Annotated in this window: 16 protein-coding genes and 1 pseudogene; 3 read left to right on the forward strand and 14 right to left on the reverse strand. The window is 68.5% G+C overall.

Annotated elements, in window-relative coordinates; genetic code table 11:
- Positions 1–11: 11 nt before the first annotated feature.
- The 10 genes from grxD to purB form a co-directional block, all read right to left on the reverse strand.
- Positions 12–350, reverse strand: coding sequence for a Grx4 family monothiol glutaredoxin (gene grxD, locus ACFHNC_RS23980; RefSeq protein ID WP_437171764.1), 339 nt, complete (start codon positions 348–350; stop codon positions 12–14).
- A gap of 29 nt (positions 351–379) precedes the next feature.
- Complete coding sequence (locus tag ACFHNC_RS23985; RefSeq protein WP_437171765.1) at positions 380–613, reverse strand: BolA family protein; 234 nt, start codon at positions 611–613, stop codon at positions 380–382.
- On the reverse strand, positions 613–2,820 hold the full coding sequence (gene purL / locus ACFHNC_RS23990; protein WP_437171766.1) for a phosphoribosylformylglycinamidine synthase subunit PurL: 2,208 nt from the start codon (positions 2,818–2,820) through the stop codon (positions 613–615). Before purL ends, ACFHNC_RS23985 begins: the two co-directional genes overlap by 1 nt.
- Before the next feature lie 34 nt (positions 2,821–2,854).
- Positions 2,855–3,553 carry a phosphoribosylformylglycinamidine synthase subunit PurQ gene (purQ, locus tag ACFHNC_RS23995; protein WP_437171767.1) on the reverse strand — a complete coding sequence of 233 codons (699 nt, stop codon included), beginning with the start codon at positions 3,551–3,553 and terminating at the stop codon, positions 2,855–2,857.
- Positions 3,554–3,610: 57 nt separating this feature from the next.
- Entirely contained in the window at positions 3,611–3,838 is a 228-nt protein-coding gene (locus ACFHNC_RS24000) for a hypothetical protein (protein ID WP_437171768.1), read from the reverse strand.
- A gap of 6 nt (positions 3,839–3,844) precedes the next feature.
- Positions 3,845–4,084 (reverse strand): phosphoribosylformylglycinamidine synthase subunit PurS, encoded by a 240-nt coding sequence (gene purS, locus ACFHNC_RS24005; protein ID WP_437171769.1) that lies wholly within the window; start codon positions 4,082–4,084, stop codon positions 3,845–3,847.
- Positions 4,081–4,845, reverse strand: a complete 765-nt coding sequence (gene purC, locus ACFHNC_RS24010) for a phosphoribosylaminoimidazolesuccinocarboxamide synthase (protein WP_437171770.1) — start codon at positions 4,843–4,845, stop codon at positions 4,081–4,083. The genes purS and purC overlap by 4 nt, the downstream gene beginning before the upstream one ends.
- A gap of 142 nt (positions 4,846–4,987) precedes the next feature.
- On the reverse strand, positions 4,988–5,719 hold the full coding sequence (locus tag ACFHNC_RS24015; protein WP_437171779.1) for an NRDE family protein: 732 nt from the start codon (positions 5,717–5,719) through the stop codon (positions 4,988–4,990).
- A gap of 24 nt (positions 5,720–5,743) precedes the next feature.
- On the reverse strand, positions 5,744–6,082 hold the full coding sequence (locus ACFHNC_RS24020; RefSeq protein ID WP_437171771.1) for a hypothetical protein: 339 nt from the start codon (positions 6,080–6,082) through the stop codon (positions 5,744–5,746).
- Positions 6,083–6,179: 97 nt separating this feature from the next.
- Positions 6,180–7,511: an adenylosuccinate lyase gene (gene purB / locus ACFHNC_RS24025; protein ID WP_437171772.1), complete on the reverse strand. Its 1,332-nt coding sequence runs from the start codon at positions 7,509–7,511 to the stop codon at positions 6,180–6,182.
- 118 nt (positions 7,512–7,629) lie between these two features.
- Between purB and ACFHNC_RS24030 the strand changes: the two are divergent.
- Positions 7,630–8,256, forward strand: a pseudogene (locus tag ACFHNC_RS24030) (TerC family protein); the annotation flags it as partial.
- A gap of 164 nt (positions 8,257–8,420) precedes the next feature.
- The gene (locus ACFHNC_RS24035; protein ID WP_437171773.1) at positions 8,421–9,029 is read left to right on the forward strand and encodes a hypothetical protein; all 609 of its coding nucleotides are present in this window, start codon (positions 8,421–8,423) and stop codon (positions 9,027–9,029) included.
- A 183-nt stretch (positions 9,030–9,212) separates the two neighbouring features.
- Here ACFHNC_RS24035 and parE read toward each other — a convergent pair whose 3' ends face one another.
- The 3 genes from parE to ACFHNC_RS24050 all read right to left on the reverse strand — a co-directional run bounded on the left by parE (position 9,213) and on the right by ACFHNC_RS24050 (position 13,497).
- Positions 9,213–11,225 carry a DNA topoisomerase IV subunit B gene (gene parE, locus ACFHNC_RS24040; RefSeq protein WP_437171774.1) on the reverse strand — a complete coding sequence of 671 codons (2,013 nt, stop codon included), beginning with the start codon at positions 11,223–11,225 and terminating at the stop codon, positions 9,213–9,215.
- Positions 11,226–11,319: 94 nt separating this feature from the next.
- Positions 11,320–11,814 (reverse strand): DNA starvation/stationary phase protection protein Dps, encoded by a 495-nt coding sequence (gene dps, locus ACFHNC_RS24045; protein ID WP_437171775.1) that lies wholly within the window; start codon positions 11,812–11,814, stop codon positions 11,320–11,322.
- A 63-nt stretch (positions 11,815–11,877) separates the two neighbouring features.
- Positions 11,878–13,497, reverse strand: coding sequence for an MFS transporter (locus tag ACFHNC_RS24050; RefSeq protein WP_437171776.1), 1,620 nt, complete (start codon positions 13,495–13,497; stop codon positions 11,878–11,880).
- An 89-nt stretch (positions 13,498–13,586) separates the two neighbouring features.
- Between ACFHNC_RS24050 and ACFHNC_RS24055 the strand changes: the two genes are divergently transcribed.
- Positions 13,587–13,940, forward strand: coding sequence for an Mpo1-like protein (locus tag ACFHNC_RS24055; RefSeq protein WP_437171777.1), 354 nt, complete (start codon positions 13,587–13,589; stop codon positions 13,938–13,940).
- Here the strand turns inward: ACFHNC_RS24055 and ACFHNC_RS24060 are convergent.
- On the reverse strand, positions 13,937–15,260 hold a 1,324-nt coding region (locus ACFHNC_RS24060; protein WP_437171778.1), incomplete at its 5' end, for an NCS2 family permease. The two genes, ACFHNC_RS24055 and ACFHNC_RS24060, sit on opposite strands and share 4 nt — an antisense overlap.

A 15,260-nucleotide genomic window follows, 5' to 3' on the forward strand; every position in this document is an offset into this window, starting at 1 on the left:
GGCCCGCTGGGTCAGGCCGTCGCCTTCGGCATCACGCCGTTCTCTTCCATCAGCGTCTGCAATTCGCCCGACTGGAACATTTCCGTCACGATGTCGCAGCCGCCGACGAATTCGCCCTTCACGTAAAGCTGCGGAATGGTCGGCCAGTTGGCAAAGGCCTTGATGCCCTCGCGCAGCTCCTGGTCCTCCAGGATGTTGACGCCCTTGAAGGGCACGCCGACGTGGGAAAGGATCTGCACCACCCGGGCGGAGAAGCCGCATTGCGGGAAGACCGGCGTTCCCTTCATGTAGAGCACAACCGGGTTGGCGGTGATGTCGGATTTGATCTGGTCGAAGACGGGGTTGCTCATGGCATTCGGTCCCTGGTCGAGAAGTTTCGTCACTCGGGGGCGGAGGTCTGAAGCGCCAGGGCATGCAGCGCACCGCCCATCCGGCCCTGCAAGGCGGCATAGACAATCTGGTGCTGCTTCACGCGGCTGATGCCCTTGAAGGCGGAGGACACCACGGTCGCGGCGTAATGGTCACCATCGCCCGCCAGATCCTCGATCGTCACCACGGCATCGGGCAGGGCCGCCTTGATGAGGGCCTCGATTTCCGCCGAATCCATCGCCATCAGGCCGCTTCCCCATTCATCAGCGCCGGCAGCGTTGCCTCATGCACGGCCGCCAGCCTCGCCACGGATATGGAGGAACCATCGGCCAACACCAAGTCCCCGCCACCGCTTCGGCCGATCTTCATCGCCGGCACGCCTGCCGCCTGCGCCGCATCCACCATCGGCGCGCCGTCCTGCACCGCCACAAGGTAGCGTGCCTGGTCCTCGCCGAACCACCAGCCATGCGCGGCGGTGCCAACGGGCGGGGCCGCCAGCGTCACGCCGGTACCGCCGCCCATTGCCATCTCCGCCACCGCCACCAGCAGCCCGCCATCGGCGAGGTCGTGGCAGGATGCGACCTCGCCGGCCAAGATGCGGGCGCGGACGAAGTCGCCGTTGCGCCGTTCGGCCGCCAGATCGACCGGCGGCGGCGCGCCTTCTTCCCGCCCCGCAACCTCGCGCAGCCACAGCGACTGGCCCAGCCAGCCCTCGGTCGCGCCCACCAGCACCAGGTCCAGGCCGGGCTTCAGGGCCAAACCGATGGCCTGGCGCGCATCCTCCAGCACGCCGACGCCGCCGATGGCGGGGGTGGGCAGGATGCCGCGGCCCTGGGTCTCGTTGTAGAGCGAGACATTGCCGCTCACGACCGGGAAATCCAGCGCCAGGCAGGCGGCCGCCATGCCCCGCACGGCGGCGGCAAACTGGCCCATGATCTCGGGCTTTTCCGGGTTGCCGAAATTCATGTTATCCGTGATGGCCAGCGGAAGCGCGCCCACGGCGGTCAGGTTGCGCCAGGCCTCCGCCACCGCCTGCGCGCCGCCCGCCTCGGGGTCTGCCTGGCAGTAGCGGGGGGTGCAATCCGTGGTCATGGCCAGCGCGCGGTTCAGGCCCTCCAGCTTCACCACCGCCGCGTCCGCACCACCCGGGCGCTTCACCGTCTGGCCGCCCACGGTGCTGTCATACTGGTCCCAGATCCAGCGGCGGGAGCACAGGTCCAGGCTGCCGACCAGCTTCTCCAGCGCCGGCAGCGGCCCCATCGGGTCGGCGATGGCGGCGGCCTCCAGCACCTTCTGCTTCGGCGTCTCGGTGGTCGGGCGCTGGTACAGCGGCGCCTCGGATTCGAGGGGCGCGAGCGGGATGTCGGCCTCGATCTCGCCCTTGTGGCGGATGACGATGCGGCCGGTGTCGGTCAGATGGCCGATCACCGCGAAATCCAGCTCCCATTTGTGGAAGATGGCCTGCGCCTCAGCTTCGCGGCCGGGCTTCAGGATCATCAGCATGCGCTCCTGGGATTCGGAGAGCATCATCTCATAGGCGGTCATGCCCACTTCGCGCTGCGGCACATTGTCCATCACCAGCTCGATGCCGACATCGCCCTTGCCCGCCATCTCGACGGAGGAGCTGGTCAGGCCGGCGGCGCCCATGTCCTGGATGGCGACGATCATGTCGGTCGCCATCAGTTCCAGGCAGGCCTCGATCAGCAGCTTCTCGGTGAAGGGGTCGCCGATTTGGACGGTCGGGCGCTTTTCCTCGGAATCCGCGGAGAATTCGGTGGAGGCCATGGTGGCGCCATGGATGCCGTCCCGCCCGGTCTTGGAGCCGACATAGACCACCGGATTGCCGATGCCCGCCGCGGCCGAGAGGAAAATCCGGTCCCGCGGCGCGATGCCCACCGTCATCGCATTGACCAGCGGATTCCCGTTGTAGGCCGGGTGAAAATTCACCTCCCCGCCCACGGTCGGCACGCCGACGCAATTGCCGTAGCCGCCGATGCCGCGCACCACGCCATCGATGACCCGCTTCATCTTCGGCGCATCCGGCATGCCGAAGCGCAGCGCGTTCAGGTTCGCGATCGGCCGTGCCCCCATGGTGAAGACATCCCGCAGGATGCCGCCGACGCCGGTGGCGGCGCCCTGGTATGGTTCGATGAAGCTCGGGTGGTTGTGGCTTTCCATCTTGAAGATGGCGGCCAGCCCGTCGCCGATATCGATGACGCCCGCATTCTCGCCCGGCCCGTGGATCACCCAGGGCGCCTTAGTCGGCAGCATCTTCAGCCAGTGGCGCGAGGATTTGTAGGAGCAATGCTCCGACCACATGACCGAGAAGATGCCGAGCTCGGTGAGCGAGGGGCTGCGGCCCAGAATGGTCAGGACGCGCGCATACTCATCCGGCTTCAGGCCAAATTCGGCGGAAAGCTGGGCGGCGCGTTCGGCGGGCAGAAGCTGCATTGGGGCGGAGGCTCCGGGTTGGGCGAGGCCCAGATCAGGCGGTGGTGAGCTGGTCGAGCAGGCTGGTGAACAGGGGCAGCCCGTCCTCGCCGCCCATCAGCGGGTCCACCAGATCCTCCGGATGCGGCATCAGGCCGCAGATGCGAAGGGTGGGGGAGAGGATGCCGGCGATGTTGTCGCGGGCGCCGTTGCGGTTGGCGGCCGGCGTCACCTCGCCTTCGGGCGTGCAGTAGCGGAAGGCGATCAGGCCCTCGCCATTCAACCGGGCGAGGGTCTCGTCATCGCAAAAGTAGTTGCCATCGCCATGCGCCATGGGGGACCGGAACACGGCGCCCTTCTGCCAGTGGCTTGTGAAGGGCGTGTCGGCGCGCTCGACCCGCATATGGCAATCCATGGACAGGAAGCGCAGCGTGGCATTGCGCAGCAGGGCGCCCGGCAGCAGCCCGGCCTCGGTCAGGATCTGGAAGCCGTTGCAGACACCCAGCACCAGGCCGCCGGCCGCGGCGAAGTCGCGCACCGCGCGCATGATGGGCGACTGTGCCGCCATGGCGCCGCAACGCAGGTAGTCGCCATGGCTGAAGCCACCCGGCAGTACCACCAGATCAGTTCCGGCCGGCAGCTCATCCTGCAAATGGAACACCATGGCCGGCTTGCGGCCGCTGGCGCGTTCCAGGGCGATCGCCATGTCACGCTCGCGGTTGGTGCCCGGGAAGACGATGATCGCGGATCTCATGGTGTCACCAGACTTGAAGCAGCCCGGCCGGAATGGCCAGGACCAGATGCCGCGGGGCTATTCCAGCCAGACCCGCAGCCAGTGCAGGCCACCGGCGATGCCGAGCGTCACCACGGTTGCCAGTGCCGCCGCCGTTACCCAGCGATCGAAACCCTTCTTGCCGCGCGCCATGAGGCCCAGCCGCTTCTGCTGCGCCACCGCCGGCATCCGCTGCTCGCGCCAGCGCAAGCCCATCGCGATGAGGACCGTCAGCACCAGCATGGCGAGAAGCGAGACCTTCACCATGGCAGGCTAGGCCAGCTCGACCTTGAAGGATTCGATCACGGTATTGGCCAGCAGGCGCCGCGCCATGTCTTCCGCCATGGCCTGCGCCTTGGCGGGATCGGCCTCATTCAATTCCAGTTCGATCACCTTGCCGGCGCGAACCTCGCCCACCTCGGCAAAGCCGAGCGAACCCAGGGCATGGCCGATCGCCTTGCCCTGCGGATCGAGCACGCCGGCCTTCGGCATGATGGTCACGCGCGCCTTCATTGCACCGTCTCCGGGCCCTTCATGTCCCGCACGCCGGCTTCGGGCAGGATGCCGAGGCGCTTGGCGACTTCCTGATAGCCTTCCTCGACCTTGCCGAGGTCGCGGCGGAAGCGGTCCTTGTCCATCTTCTCACCGGTATGGACGTCCCAGAGGCGGCAATTATCCGGGCTGATCTCATCGGCCAGGACGATCCGCATCTCGTCATTCTCATACAGACGGCCGAATTCCAGCTTGAAGTCGACAAGGGTGATGCCGACGCCGAGAAACAGGCCGGTCAGGAAGTCATTCACCCGCAGCGCCAGGGCGACCATGTCGTCCAGGTCCTGGGTCGCGGCCCAGCCGAAGCAGGTGATGTGCTCCTCCGACACCATCGGGTCGCCGAGCGCATCGTTCTTGTAGTAATACTCAAGAATGGAACGCGGGAGCCGCGTGCCTTCCGCGATGCCGAGGCGCGTCGCCAGGCTGCCGGCGGCGACATTGCGGATGACGATCTCGAGGGGGATAATCTCCACCTCCCGGATCAGTTGTTCGCGCATGTTCAGCCGCCGGATGAAGTGGGTCGGGATTCCGATCTCGGCCAGCTTCATCATCAGGTATTCGCTGATGCGGTTGTTGAGCACGCCCTTGCCGGTGATCGTGCCCTTCTTCTGCGCGTTGAAGGCGGTGGCGTCGTCCTTGAAATACTGCACCAGGGTGCCCGGTTCCGGGCCCTCGAACAGGATCTTGGCCTTGCCCTCGTAGAGCTGACGGCGGCGCGCCATGGTGCTGAACTCCCCGACTGCCGCGCACCCAGGAAGCGGGCGCGCGGGACGACAGGCCGCGGCGGCCCGGTATCTGAGCGTGCTATAGCAGGGCGGGCGGGGAACCGCCACGCCGGGGCGGAAGGTCCGTATTGCGCCTGGGTCAGGCGCCGGGCAGGTCGAGGTCCCGGAAAGGCGTCGTGCCGGGGGCGGCCGGGCAAAAACGCCAGCGCCGCTCGCCGGCGGAACCGAGCGCCATCAGGCTGGCACTGACCGTGCCAAAGCCCTGCAGCGGTGGGATCCGCAGCGCCTCCGCAACGCCGGCCTCGCCATGCTCCGAATCCGCCAGCAGGGCCTCCCACGCCGCCCAATCGCCCTGTGCGGGATTGGGCGGCGGCGCGGCGCTGAAGCGGGGCAGGTGGCGGCGGATGCGGGGGCTGGCCAGGTCGTTGGGATCATGCGCCGTCACCATGGTCAGGCCGGGGCCGATCTCGATCAGATCCGGCCGTCCGGCCCCGTTGCCGCGCAGGAAGAAGGCCGAGCGGGCATCGGCGATGACCAGGTTGAAGGGTCGCCACGCCCCGGCATCCCGCGCGGCCAGCGCCTGTGCGGCCTCGGATGCCGTACGCGCCGTTGCGGCTTGGATCGGCAGTGCGCCGCGCGAGGCCTTGCCCGCGGCAGGCCCCAGGCTTCCGGGTCGGTTGAGAATGGCGGCCACGACGCCCCGGCCGAGCGCCAGCCAGGTGCCGCCGGCCAGCGTATCCAACCCGCCGATGACCCCAGGCTGTTCAACCCAATGCGGCGCCGGCGGCAGCCAGGGTCGGTCCAGCTTCTCGTCGCGGTTTGCGGCCAGAAGCAGCGGCCAAGCGTGGCCCGGCCGCCGCAGGATGATCACCGTGCACAATGGCGGGCGGGGTCCTCAGAAGCGGAAATACAGCCCCACCCCCGGTGGTGGCGCGCTGTAGTAGCGCGGCGGTGGCGGCCGGTAGTAGCGCGGTGGCGGGGCGTAATAGACCGGTGGCGGGGCGTAGTAGACAGGCGGCGGCCGGTACCGGCGCGGGGGCGGCCCGTAGTAGCGGGGCGGCGGGCCGCGCCAATGGCGACGGTCATAGCCGCGGCCCCGATGGCGCCCATCGACAAGAACCAGGGCGTCCGGTTCGGCCAGCACGACAGTCTGCGCCGTGGCGGGTGAAGTCCCGGCGGCCAGCAGACAGGCTGCGCCGACCGCGAGCGGAAACAGCAAGGCGCGGAAAAACATGATGCCGACCTCCCTTTCGTGCTTCCTATGTAGGCAGGGCTTGTGGCGGCACCTGGGCAAAGTGCGGCCGGCGCGATGACAGCCGCGTGACAAGCGCCTACCCCAGCACGCGCGCGAAGGTCGTGTCGACGTGGAGGAAGTCCCGCTGCGGGTCCATGGCGGCCTCCAGCGCCGCCGCATCCATGCAGCCGGCGACCTCGGGGTCTGCCAGAAGGTTGCTGCGGAAATCCTTGGCGCCCGGCTGGCCCAGCGCCCGCCAGGTCGCCATGGCCGCGCGCTGCACGGCAGCATAGGCGGCCTCCCGGCTCAGCCCTGCCTGGGTCAGCGCCAGCAGCACCTTCTGGCTGTGCACCACGCCGCCAAGGCTGGCCAGGTTTTCCGCCATCCGCTCCGGGTACACGGTGAGTTTCGCCATCATGCCGGTCAGGCGCATCAGCGCGAAGTCCAGGGTGATGGTGGCATCCGGGCCGATGACGCGTTCTACGCTGCTGTGGCTGATGTCGCGTTCATGCCAGAGCGTCACATTCTCCAGCGCCGGCATCGCATAGCCGCGCACCAGCCGTGCCAGGCCGGTCAGGTTCTCGCTCAGCACCGGGTTGCGCTTGTGCGGCATGGCGCTGCTGCCCTTCTGGCCGGCGTGGAAGAACTCCTCCGCCTCCCGCACTTCGCTGCGCTGCAGGTGGCGCACCTCGGTGGCCAGCCGTTCCACGCCGCTGGCCACCACGGCCAGGGTGCAGAAAAAGGCGGCGTGACGGTCGCGCGGGATCACCTGCGTCGAGACCGGTTCCACCGCCAGGCCCAGCTTCGCCGCCACATGCGCCTCCACGCGCGGATCGACGCTGGCGAAGGTGCCGACCGGGCCGCTGATGGCGCAGGTGGCGACCTCCGCCCGGGCCGTGACCAGCCGGGCGCGGTGGCGCTGGAATTCGGCCAGGTGGCCGAGCAGCTTCAGGCCGAAGGTTGTGGGTTCGGCATGGATGCCGTGCGACCGGCCGATGGTGGGCGTGTGGCGGAATTCCTCCGCCCGCGCGCGCAGCGCCTCCAGCAGCGCATCCACATCCGCGATCAGCAGATCCGCCGCCCGCGTCATCTGCACGGCGAGGCAGGTATCCAGCACGTCGCTGCTGGTCATGCCCTGGTGGACGAAGCGCGCCTCCGGCCCAATGCCTTCACCCAGCCAGGTGAGGAAGGCGATCACGTCGTGCCGCGTCTCCCGCTCGATGGCGTCGATCCGTTCCAGATCGGCGGCGGTGATATCGGCGACCTTCGCCGCGCCGCCGCGGCGGATGGCCACCGCGGCTTCGGTGGGGATGGTGCCAAGGGCGGCCATGGCCTCCGCGGCCAGCGCCTCGATCTCGAACCAGATGCGGAAGCGGGTCTCCGGCGACCAGATGTCAACCATCTCGGGCCGGCTGTAGCGGGGGACCATCGGCCAAGTTCCGTGCGTGTTTGTTGGCCCGGTTCATGGCGCGCCAAGCAGGCAGTTGACAAGTCTCCCGATCGGCATGGCATTAGCGCCGCTGCATGCGAGATGGACGCACCAAGACATGGATTTTTCTTCATACGGGCCAGAGCTCGTCGCTCTTGGACAGGTTCTATTCATCGACATCGTCCTCGCGGGCGACAACGCTATTGTCGTCGGCATGGCGGCTGCGGGACTTCCCGCGGACCAGCGCCGCAAGGCGATCTTTTGGGGGATCATCGCGGCGACTGTCATGCGCATCGCCTTTGCTTCCATCACCGTGCAGTTGCTTTCCATTGTCGGCATCGTACTGGCCGGCGGCGTGTTGCTGCTCTGGGTCTGCTGGAAGATGTATCGCGAGTTGCGCCATGGCGGCGCGCATGATGCCGAAGGCGCCGATGCGCTGGCGGCCGACGGCACCTCCGGTCCGCCGCGCAAGACCTTGAAGCAGGCGATCATCCAGATCCTGGTCGCCGACATTTCCATGAGCCTGGACAACGTGCTGGCGGTGGCCGGCGCGGCCAAGGACCATCCCTACATCATGATCATCGGCCTGGCCTTCTCGGTCGTGCTGATGGGCGTGGCCGCGACGCTGATCGCCCGCGTGCTGGACAAGCATCGCTGGATCGCCTGGGTCGGCCTGCTGGTGATTCTGTACGTTGCCCTCAACATGATCGTCGAGGGGACCTCCCAGGTTGCCGAGAATGTGCCGCAGGCCTATGGCTACCTTTTCCTGCCGCTGGGCTGGATGGCGCTTCCCGGTGTCTTCCCCATCGGCCTCTGGGTATTGGCAACCATGCTGCACGTGGCCGTAATCGCTGTGGTTGCCACCCTCATGGTGGATCTCACCCGTCACGTGGCACGGCGGAGCCGCGGATGAGGCGACGCGCATATCCGGTTCTGGGCGCCCTGCTGGCCTCACTGGTCGTGGGTTGCGCCGGAGGGCCGGATGGCGCGGGCTCCTCGTTTGGGGGGCGCTCAGGCGACCGGCCGAGCCTGGAACAGGCGGCCAGCCGGCTGCCGCAAAGCGTCGCGGACTTCACCCGCGGCGACACGCTCTGGCATGAGCGCGAACGGCCGGGCTACGGGGTGGCGGTGGATTACGCCGGCCCCGCCCGCAGCGCCGTCTCCACGGTCAGCCTGTACGATCGGGGCGAGCCCCGGGTGCCATCCGACATCGCCTCCGTCGCCATCCAGCGGGAGTTTGCCCTGGCGGTGCAGGACGTGCTGGCGCTGGCCGATCGCCGCACCAGCCAGGCGATCACGGATGGTGAGCGCTCCGTGCTGCCCATACCGGGCCAGGCGCCACTGCAATGCATCGAGATGCGCGGCACCTATGGCCGCGCGGAGGTGCGAACCCTGCTTTGCGTGGGCGAGGCGGCGGGGCGGTACCTGAAGGTGCAGCTCACCACCCCGGTGCGGCAGGTGCGCCCGGTTGATCTGCGTCCCTTTGTTGTTGGCATCGCGCAGGCTGCGCGGGGCTGATCGCCGGCAACGGGCGCGGCGCGGCTTATGCCGCGAAGCCAAGGGCCGAATGGCCCTGCCGGTGGGCGGATCGGTCAATACCAGATCCCGTTGACCGGAACCTGCGGCAGCGGAGCCAGCCAAGGCCGCGAATGCGACCCGCCAAGCAAAGCGCCGACGCTTGAGGCGCGGATTGGTCAGATTTCAGGCATCCACCGACTCCTGATCCAGCTTCGCCGCATTCTCCTGGATGAAGCGGAACCGAAGTTCCGGCCGGCGCCCCATCAGCTCCTCGATCCGGTCTTCCGTGAACTTACGTTCATCAGCGGCCAGCACGACTCGGAGCAGCGTGCGGCGCTTCGGGTCCATCGTCGTCTCCTTCAGCGACGCCGGCGGCATCTCGCCGAGCCCCTTGAAGCGGCTGACATCGACTTTCTGGTTGGCCTTGAACTCTTTTTTCAGCAACCGCTCCCGGTCCGCATCGTCGCGGGCATAGATGGTCTTGCCCTGCGCCTGCAGACGGAACAGCGGCGGCTGCGCCAGGAACAGTCGGCCCTGGCGGACCAGCTCCGGCAATTCGCGGTAGAAGAAGGTCATCAGCAGCGCGGCGATATGCGCGCCATCCACATCAGCATCCGTCATGATGACGATGCGGCCATAGCGCAGCCGGCCGAGGTCGAAGCGGTCCCCGGCGCCGCAGCCCAGCGCCTCTATCAGGTCACGCAATTCCTGGTTTTGCCGCAGTTTGTCGGCGCTGGCGCTGGCGACGTTGAGGATCTTGCCGCGCAGCGGCAGCACCGCCTGGGTCTCCCGGTCCCGTGCCTGCTTGGCGGAGCCGCCGGCCGAATCGCCTTCCACCAGGAACAGCTCTGTCCCATCCACGCCTTCGCGTGAGCAGTCGGCGAGCTTGCCGGGCAGGCGCAGCTTGCGGGTGGCGGATTTGCGCGGCGTTTCCTTCTGCTCGCGCCGGCGGATGCGATCCTCGGCACGTTCGATGCACCAGGCCAGAAGGTTGTCCGCGCGGCCGGGGTCGCCGGCCAGCCAATGGTCGAAATTGTCGCGCAGCGCCGCCTCCACCAGGCGGGCCGCGTCCGGGCTGGTCAGGCGGTCCTTGGTCTGGCCCTGGAATTGCGGCTCCCGCACGAAGACCGAAAGCATGCCAGCCAGGCCGCCGAGCAGATCCTCCGCCGTAACGCTGGCCGCGCGGCGTTCCTTCTTCAGATCGCCATAGGCGCGCAGCCCCTTTACCAGCGCCGCGCGCAGCCCGGCCTCGTGCGTGCCGCCCTGCGGGGTCGGGATGGTGTTGGCGTAGGTGGAGAGGAAGCCATCCCCCTGTTCCAGCCAGGTCACCGCCCATTCGACCCGGCCTGCGCCCTCGGGGAAGCTCGCTTCGCCGGCCCAGGGGCTGGAGACGACCGGGCTGCGCCCTTCGATGGATGTGGCGAGGAAATCGGACAGGCCGCCCGGGAAGTGCAGCACGGCCTGGGCTGGGGTTTCCGTCCCCGCGACGAGGGACGGGTCGCAGGCCCAGCGAATTTCCACGCCGCGGAACAGATAGGCCTTGGACCGACACAGACGGTGTAGCCGGGCCGGGATGAAGGTCTGCGTCGCGAAGATCTGGGGGTCCGGCTTGAAGCGGATCTGGGTGCCGCGGCGGTTGTGCACCGGGCCCACGGTCTTCAGTTTCTGCACCGGATTGCCGCGCTCGAAGGCGTGGGCGAACAGCGTGCGGTCGCGCGCCACCTCCACCTCCAGCCGCTCCGCCAGCGCGTTGACGACGGAGGAGCCGACGCCGTGCAGGCCGCCCGAGGTCTCATACGCCTTGCCGGAAAACTTGCCGCCGGAATGCAGCGTCGTGAAAATCACTTCCAGCGCCGAAAGCTTGGGGAAGCGCGGATGCGGGTCCACCGGGATCCCCCGCCCATTGTCGCGCACCGTCAGCCAGTTGCCGGCCTCCAACGTCACCTCGATGCGGTCGGCATGGCCGGCCACCGCCTCGTCCATCGCATTGTCCAGGGTCTCGGCGGCCAGATGGTGCAGCGCGTTCTCGTCCGTGCCGCCGATATACATGCCGGGCCGCCGGCGCACCGGCTCCAGCCCCTCCAGGACCTCGATATCCTTGGCCGAATAGTCGGACGGGACCGGCGCGGGCGCCGCGGCCGGGGCCGCCTTCGCCACCGGCTTGAGGGCGCGGCTGGCCTTGAAGAGGTCGTTCATGCTGTGTTCTCGCGTTCCGGCCGGACGATAGCGGCCGGAAGCGCCCCACACAACCGAAGCGCGAAGGGCGCCCGGTTGTGCGGTGCAAAGGCGCTCAGCGGTCGCCGGTGGCGGAGGCCTCCAGCATCCACAGCGCCTTGTCCAGGTTCTTCGAAACGCCCGTCAGGATGTCGGCGGTATCGGCGTCGCCGGCCTCGTCGGTCTCATCGATGCCTTCGCGCACGGATTTGGCCAGCGCCGCATAGCGGTCGGCCAGCGCCGCGACATGCTCGGAACCCTGCTTGATCTCAGCCGGATAGGGCGCGAGGCGGGTCTTGGCGGCGACATCCTGGCTGGCACCGATTGCCGTGCCGCCGAGCTGCACCAGGCGCTCCGCCAACTCATCGATATCGATCGCCAGCGTGTCGTAGAAGGTCTCGAACATCGTGTGCAGGCCGTGGAAGTTCGGGCCCTTCACATTCCAATGCGCCTGGCGGGTGGTGTTGTAGAGGTCGATGCTGTCGGTCAGGCAGGCCTGGAGCACCTCGATCGAGGTGGCCTTCGCATTGTCCTGAAGGTCATTGCGGTTCTTCGTGGCGGATTTGGCCATGGGGTGTCTCCATTGCTGTTGCGTCGCACCGTAACGTAGCGAGGTGGGGGCGCGTTTCATCCCTCAGGACACCAATCCCGGCATGACGTTCAGGTAGCGCGAGGCCTCCGGTCCGCCGGGGCCGGCATGCAGCGCGGCGGCGCGGGCGAGGACGCTGCGGTCCCATTCCGTCATCCGGCCTTCCTCCCGCAGATGTTCGGTCCAGCTATCCATCAGCCAAAGCTCCACCCAGCGTTCGGGGTGGGCGACATCCTCATACAACCGCCAGCCCTGCGCGCCGCTTCGCAGCCGCACCTGGCGGCAGGCCGCCATGGCGTTGAGGAAAGCGACGCGGTTCTCGGGTGCGATCTGGTAGCGCACCACCTCCAGCACCTGGCCGCTCTCATCGGTCAGCAACCGGGCGAGGGAGGGGGCGGCGGGTTCCGGCGTTGGCACGCTGGGCGCGGGCGCGTCCGGTGCCGGCGTTGCGGTCTCCGCGGCCGGTGGCTCGATGGCGTAACGCCGCACCAGCAACCCGCCGCCCGCGCACAGCACGCCGGACAGGCCGAGCGCCGCGCCGATGCCCAGCGCCTCCCCGCCATAGCCGCCGAAGCCCGCGCCGAGCGTCAGGCCGCCGAAGGTAACCAGCTGGTAGATGCCGATGGCCCGCGCGCGCACCCAGCCCGGCACGGAAAGCTGCGCGCAGGCCTGCAACGTCGATGCGCCGGCCAGCCAGCCGACGCCGTAGAGCAGCATGGCCAGCAATGCCACCGCCCAATGCTGTGCCTGGCCCAGCAGCACCAGCGCCACGCCGGTGATCACCGCCGCGAGCGTCACCGTGCCGCTGCGATCCAGCCGCCCGCGCAGCGAGGGCAGCAGCAGGCCCGCACCCACCGCGCCCACGCCCATCGCCGCCAGCATGATGCCGAACCATTCGGGGCCGAGGCCAAGCTGCTGGCGCACCAGCAGCGGCAACAGGCCCCACAGCGCCGCGGCGAACAGGAAGAAGACGAAGCCCCGCAGCATCACGCCGCGCAGCACCGGGCTGGCGCGGGCGTAGCCCATCCCGGCGCGGATCGCGGAGATGAAATGCTCCTTCGGCAGCGTCGCGCGCGGGGCCTCCCGCTTCCAGAACAGCAGGGCGATGATGACGGCCACGAAGGAGAGGGCATTCAGCGCAAAGGTCGCCTCCGCGCCGGCCGCCGCCACGGTGAAGCCGCCGATCGCCGGGCCGACGGTGCGGGACAGGTTGAAGCCGATGCCGTTCAGCACGATGGCGCCGGTCAGATCCTGACGCGGCACCGTCTCCGGCGTCGTCGCGGCCCAGGCGGGGGAGTTCATGGCGGTGCCGATGCCGATGCAGAAGGTCAGCCCCACCAGCCCCCAGGCGCCGAGATTGTCGGTCCATGCGAGCACGGCCAGCAGGGCGCCGGAGGCGGCGATCCAGGCCTGCGCAAGGATCAGGTAGCGCCGCCGGTCCACGATATCCGCCAATGCGCCCGCCGGCAGCGCCAGCAGAAACACCGGCAGCAGGCTCGCCACCTGCACCAGGCTAACCATGAGCGGGGAGGGGGCGAGCGAGGTCATCAACCAGCCCGCCCCGGTGTTCTGCATCCACATGCCGGTGTTGCTGCAGAGGTTCGCAAGCCACAGCAGTCGGAAGGCGGGGTGACGCAGCGGCGTCAGGGCGGTGGGGAGGTTCATCGCGGCCAGGGTGGCCGTGGCCGGGCGGAAGGGGAAGCCCAAAGGAGATGTGAGGTGCGCCCACGTTACGATCTGGTAGGATTCGCGGCATGAACGCGCCGCGCCCGCAAAGCTACGCCGAATTCTGGCCGCACTATTTGCGCCAGCACGCCGACCGGCGCACCCGGACGATCCATGCGGCCGGGACCGTGGCGGCGCTGGCACTGCTGGCCTGGGGGCTGATCGCAGGCCCGGTCTGGCTGGTGCTGGTGGCGATCCTGGTCGGCTATGGCGCGGCCTGGACCTCCCACTTCTTCATCGAGGGCAACCGCCCGGCCACCGTCGGCCACCCCTTCTGGTCGCTCGGCAGCGATTTCCGCATGGCGTGGTTGCTGCTGACCGGCGGCCTTCGGGCGGAGCTGGAAAAGGCCGGCGTGGCGCCGGCCGGGCGTCGTGTGCCCTAACTCACCGCGAACTTGAACGCCGACAGCGCGGCCAGCAGCCAGACGGCGCCATGCACCTCCTCGGCGCGGCCGGCCATGGTCTTCACCAGCGCATAGCTGAGGAAGCCAAGGCCGATGCCGGTGGCGATGGAAAAGGTGAAGGGCATGGCCAGCGCCGTCAGGATCGGGGGCAGGTATTCCGTGGTGTCCTCCCACGCCAAATCCTGCAATCCCTTGGCCATCAGGCAGGCAACGAACAGCAGCGCCGGCGCCGTGGCGAAGGCCGGGATGGATGTGGCGAGCGGCGCCAGGAACAGCGTCAGCAGGAACAGCCCCGCCACCGTCACCGCCGTCAGCCCGGTGCGTCCGCCGGCCTGGATGCCTGCCACGCTTTCGATGTAGCTGACCGTGGTGGAGGTGCCGAGCGCGGCGCCGATCATGGCCCCGCCACTATCAGCGATCAGCACCCGCCCGAGGCGCGGCACCGTGCCATCCGCATTTATCAGCCCGGCGCGATAGGCGGTGGCGATCAGCGTGCCGGTATTGTCGAGCAGATCGAGCAGGAAGAAGGTGAAGACGATCACGACCAGCCCCAGGCTGAGCGCGCCGGCGATGTCCATCTGCAGGAATGTCGGCGCCAGGGAGGGTGGCATGGCCATGATGCCGTTGAACTCGGTCAGCCCGAAGGGCAGCCCGATCGCGGCGGTGGCCAGGATGCCCAGCACGATCGCACCGGGCACCCGCCGCGCCGCGAGGCCCGCGATCAGCAGGAAGCCGGCGCAGGCCAGCAGTGTGGCCGGTGCGGTCAGCCGGCCGAGTCCCACCATGGTCGCCGGACTTGCCACCACGATCCCCATGCCCTGCAGGCCGATCAGCGCCAGCAGGAAGCCGATGCCGGCGCCGATGCCGAGCTTGAGGGACATCGGGATGCCGTTGATCAGCCATTTGCGGACGGGCAGGACGGACACGACGAAGAACATCAGGCCGGAGACGAAGACCGCGCCGAGCGCGACCTGCCAGGGAATTCCCATGGCACCCACCACGACAAAGGCGAAATAGGCGTTCAGCCCCATCCCCGGCGCCATTGCGATGGGGTAGTTGGCCAGCAGCCCCATCAACAGGCTGCCGATGGCCGCGGCCAGGCAGGTGGCGACGAAAGCCGCCCCCTGGTCGATGCCCGCTGCTGCCAGGATCGAGGGATTGACTACCACGATGTAGACCATGGTGAGGTAGGTCGCGAGGCCCGCGAGGATCTCGGTGCGGGGCGTGGTGCCGCGCGCGGTGAGTTCAAAGAAGCGATCCATGCGGAACGACTCCGGCTGCTGCGTTGCAGCGTGAGCC

Origin of the sequence: Falsiroseomonas sp. E2-1-a4, assembly GCF_051433165.1 — a bacterium.
GTDB lineage: Bacteria > Pseudomonadota > Alphaproteobacteria > Acetobacterales > Acetobacteraceae > Falsiroseomonas.

Excerpts from the sequence above, each read along its gene's own strand:
- ACFHNC_RS24035 (WP_437171773.1), top strand. The coding sequence starts at position 8,421 with ATGAGGCGACGCGCATATCCGGTTCTGGGCGCCCTGCTGGCCTCACTG.
- ACFHNC_RS24050 (WP_437171776.1), bottom strand. The coding sequence starts at position 13,497 with ATGAACCTCCCCACCGCCCTGACGCCGCTGCGTCACCCCGCCTTCCGA.
- grxD (WP_437171764.1), bottom strand. The coding sequence starts at position 350 with ATGAGCAACCCCGTCTTCGACCAGATCAAATCCGACATCACCGCCAAC.
- purL (WP_437171766.1), bottom strand. The coding sequence starts at position 2,820 with ATGCAGCTTCTGCCCGCCGAACGCGCCGCCCAGCTTTCCGCCGAATTT.
- purB (WP_437171772.1), bottom strand. The coding sequence starts at position 7,511 with ATGGTCCCCCGCTACAGCCGGCCCGAGATGGTTGACATCTGGTCGCCG.
- purC (WP_437171770.1), bottom strand. The coding sequence starts at position 4,845 with ATGGCGCGCCGCCGTCAGCTCTACGAGGGCAAGGCCAAGATCCTGTTC.
- ACFHNC_RS24020 (WP_437171771.1), bottom strand. The coding sequence starts at position 6,082 with ATGTTTTTCCGCGCCTTGCTGTTTCCGCTCGCGGTCGGCGCAGCCTGT.
- ACFHNC_RS24055 (WP_437171777.1), top strand. The coding sequence starts at position 13,587 with ATGAACGCGCCGCGCCCGCAAAGCTACGCCGAATTCTGGCCGCACTAT.
- dps (WP_437171775.1), bottom strand. The coding sequence starts at position 11,814 with ATGGCCAAATCCGCCACGAAGAACCGCAATGACCTTCAGGACAATGCG.
- purQ (WP_437171767.1), bottom strand. The coding sequence starts at position 3,553 with ATGAGATCCGCGATCATCGTCTTCCCGGGCACCAACCGCGAGCGTGAC.
- ACFHNC_RS23985 (WP_437171765.1), bottom strand. The coding sequence starts at position 613 with ATGGCGATGGATTCGGCGGAAATCGAGGCCCTCATCAAGGCGGCCCTG.
- parE (WP_437171774.1), bottom strand. The coding sequence starts at position 11,225 with ATGAACGACCTCTTCAAGGCCAGCCGCGCCCTCAAGCCGGTGGCGAAG.
- purS (WP_437171769.1), bottom strand. The coding sequence starts at position 4,084 with ATGAAGGCGCGCGTGACCATCATGCCGAAGGCCGGCGTGCTCGATCCG.
- ACFHNC_RS24000 (WP_437171768.1), bottom strand. The coding sequence starts at position 3,838 with ATGGTGAAGGTCTCGCTTCTCGCCATGCTGGTGCTGACGGTCCTCATC.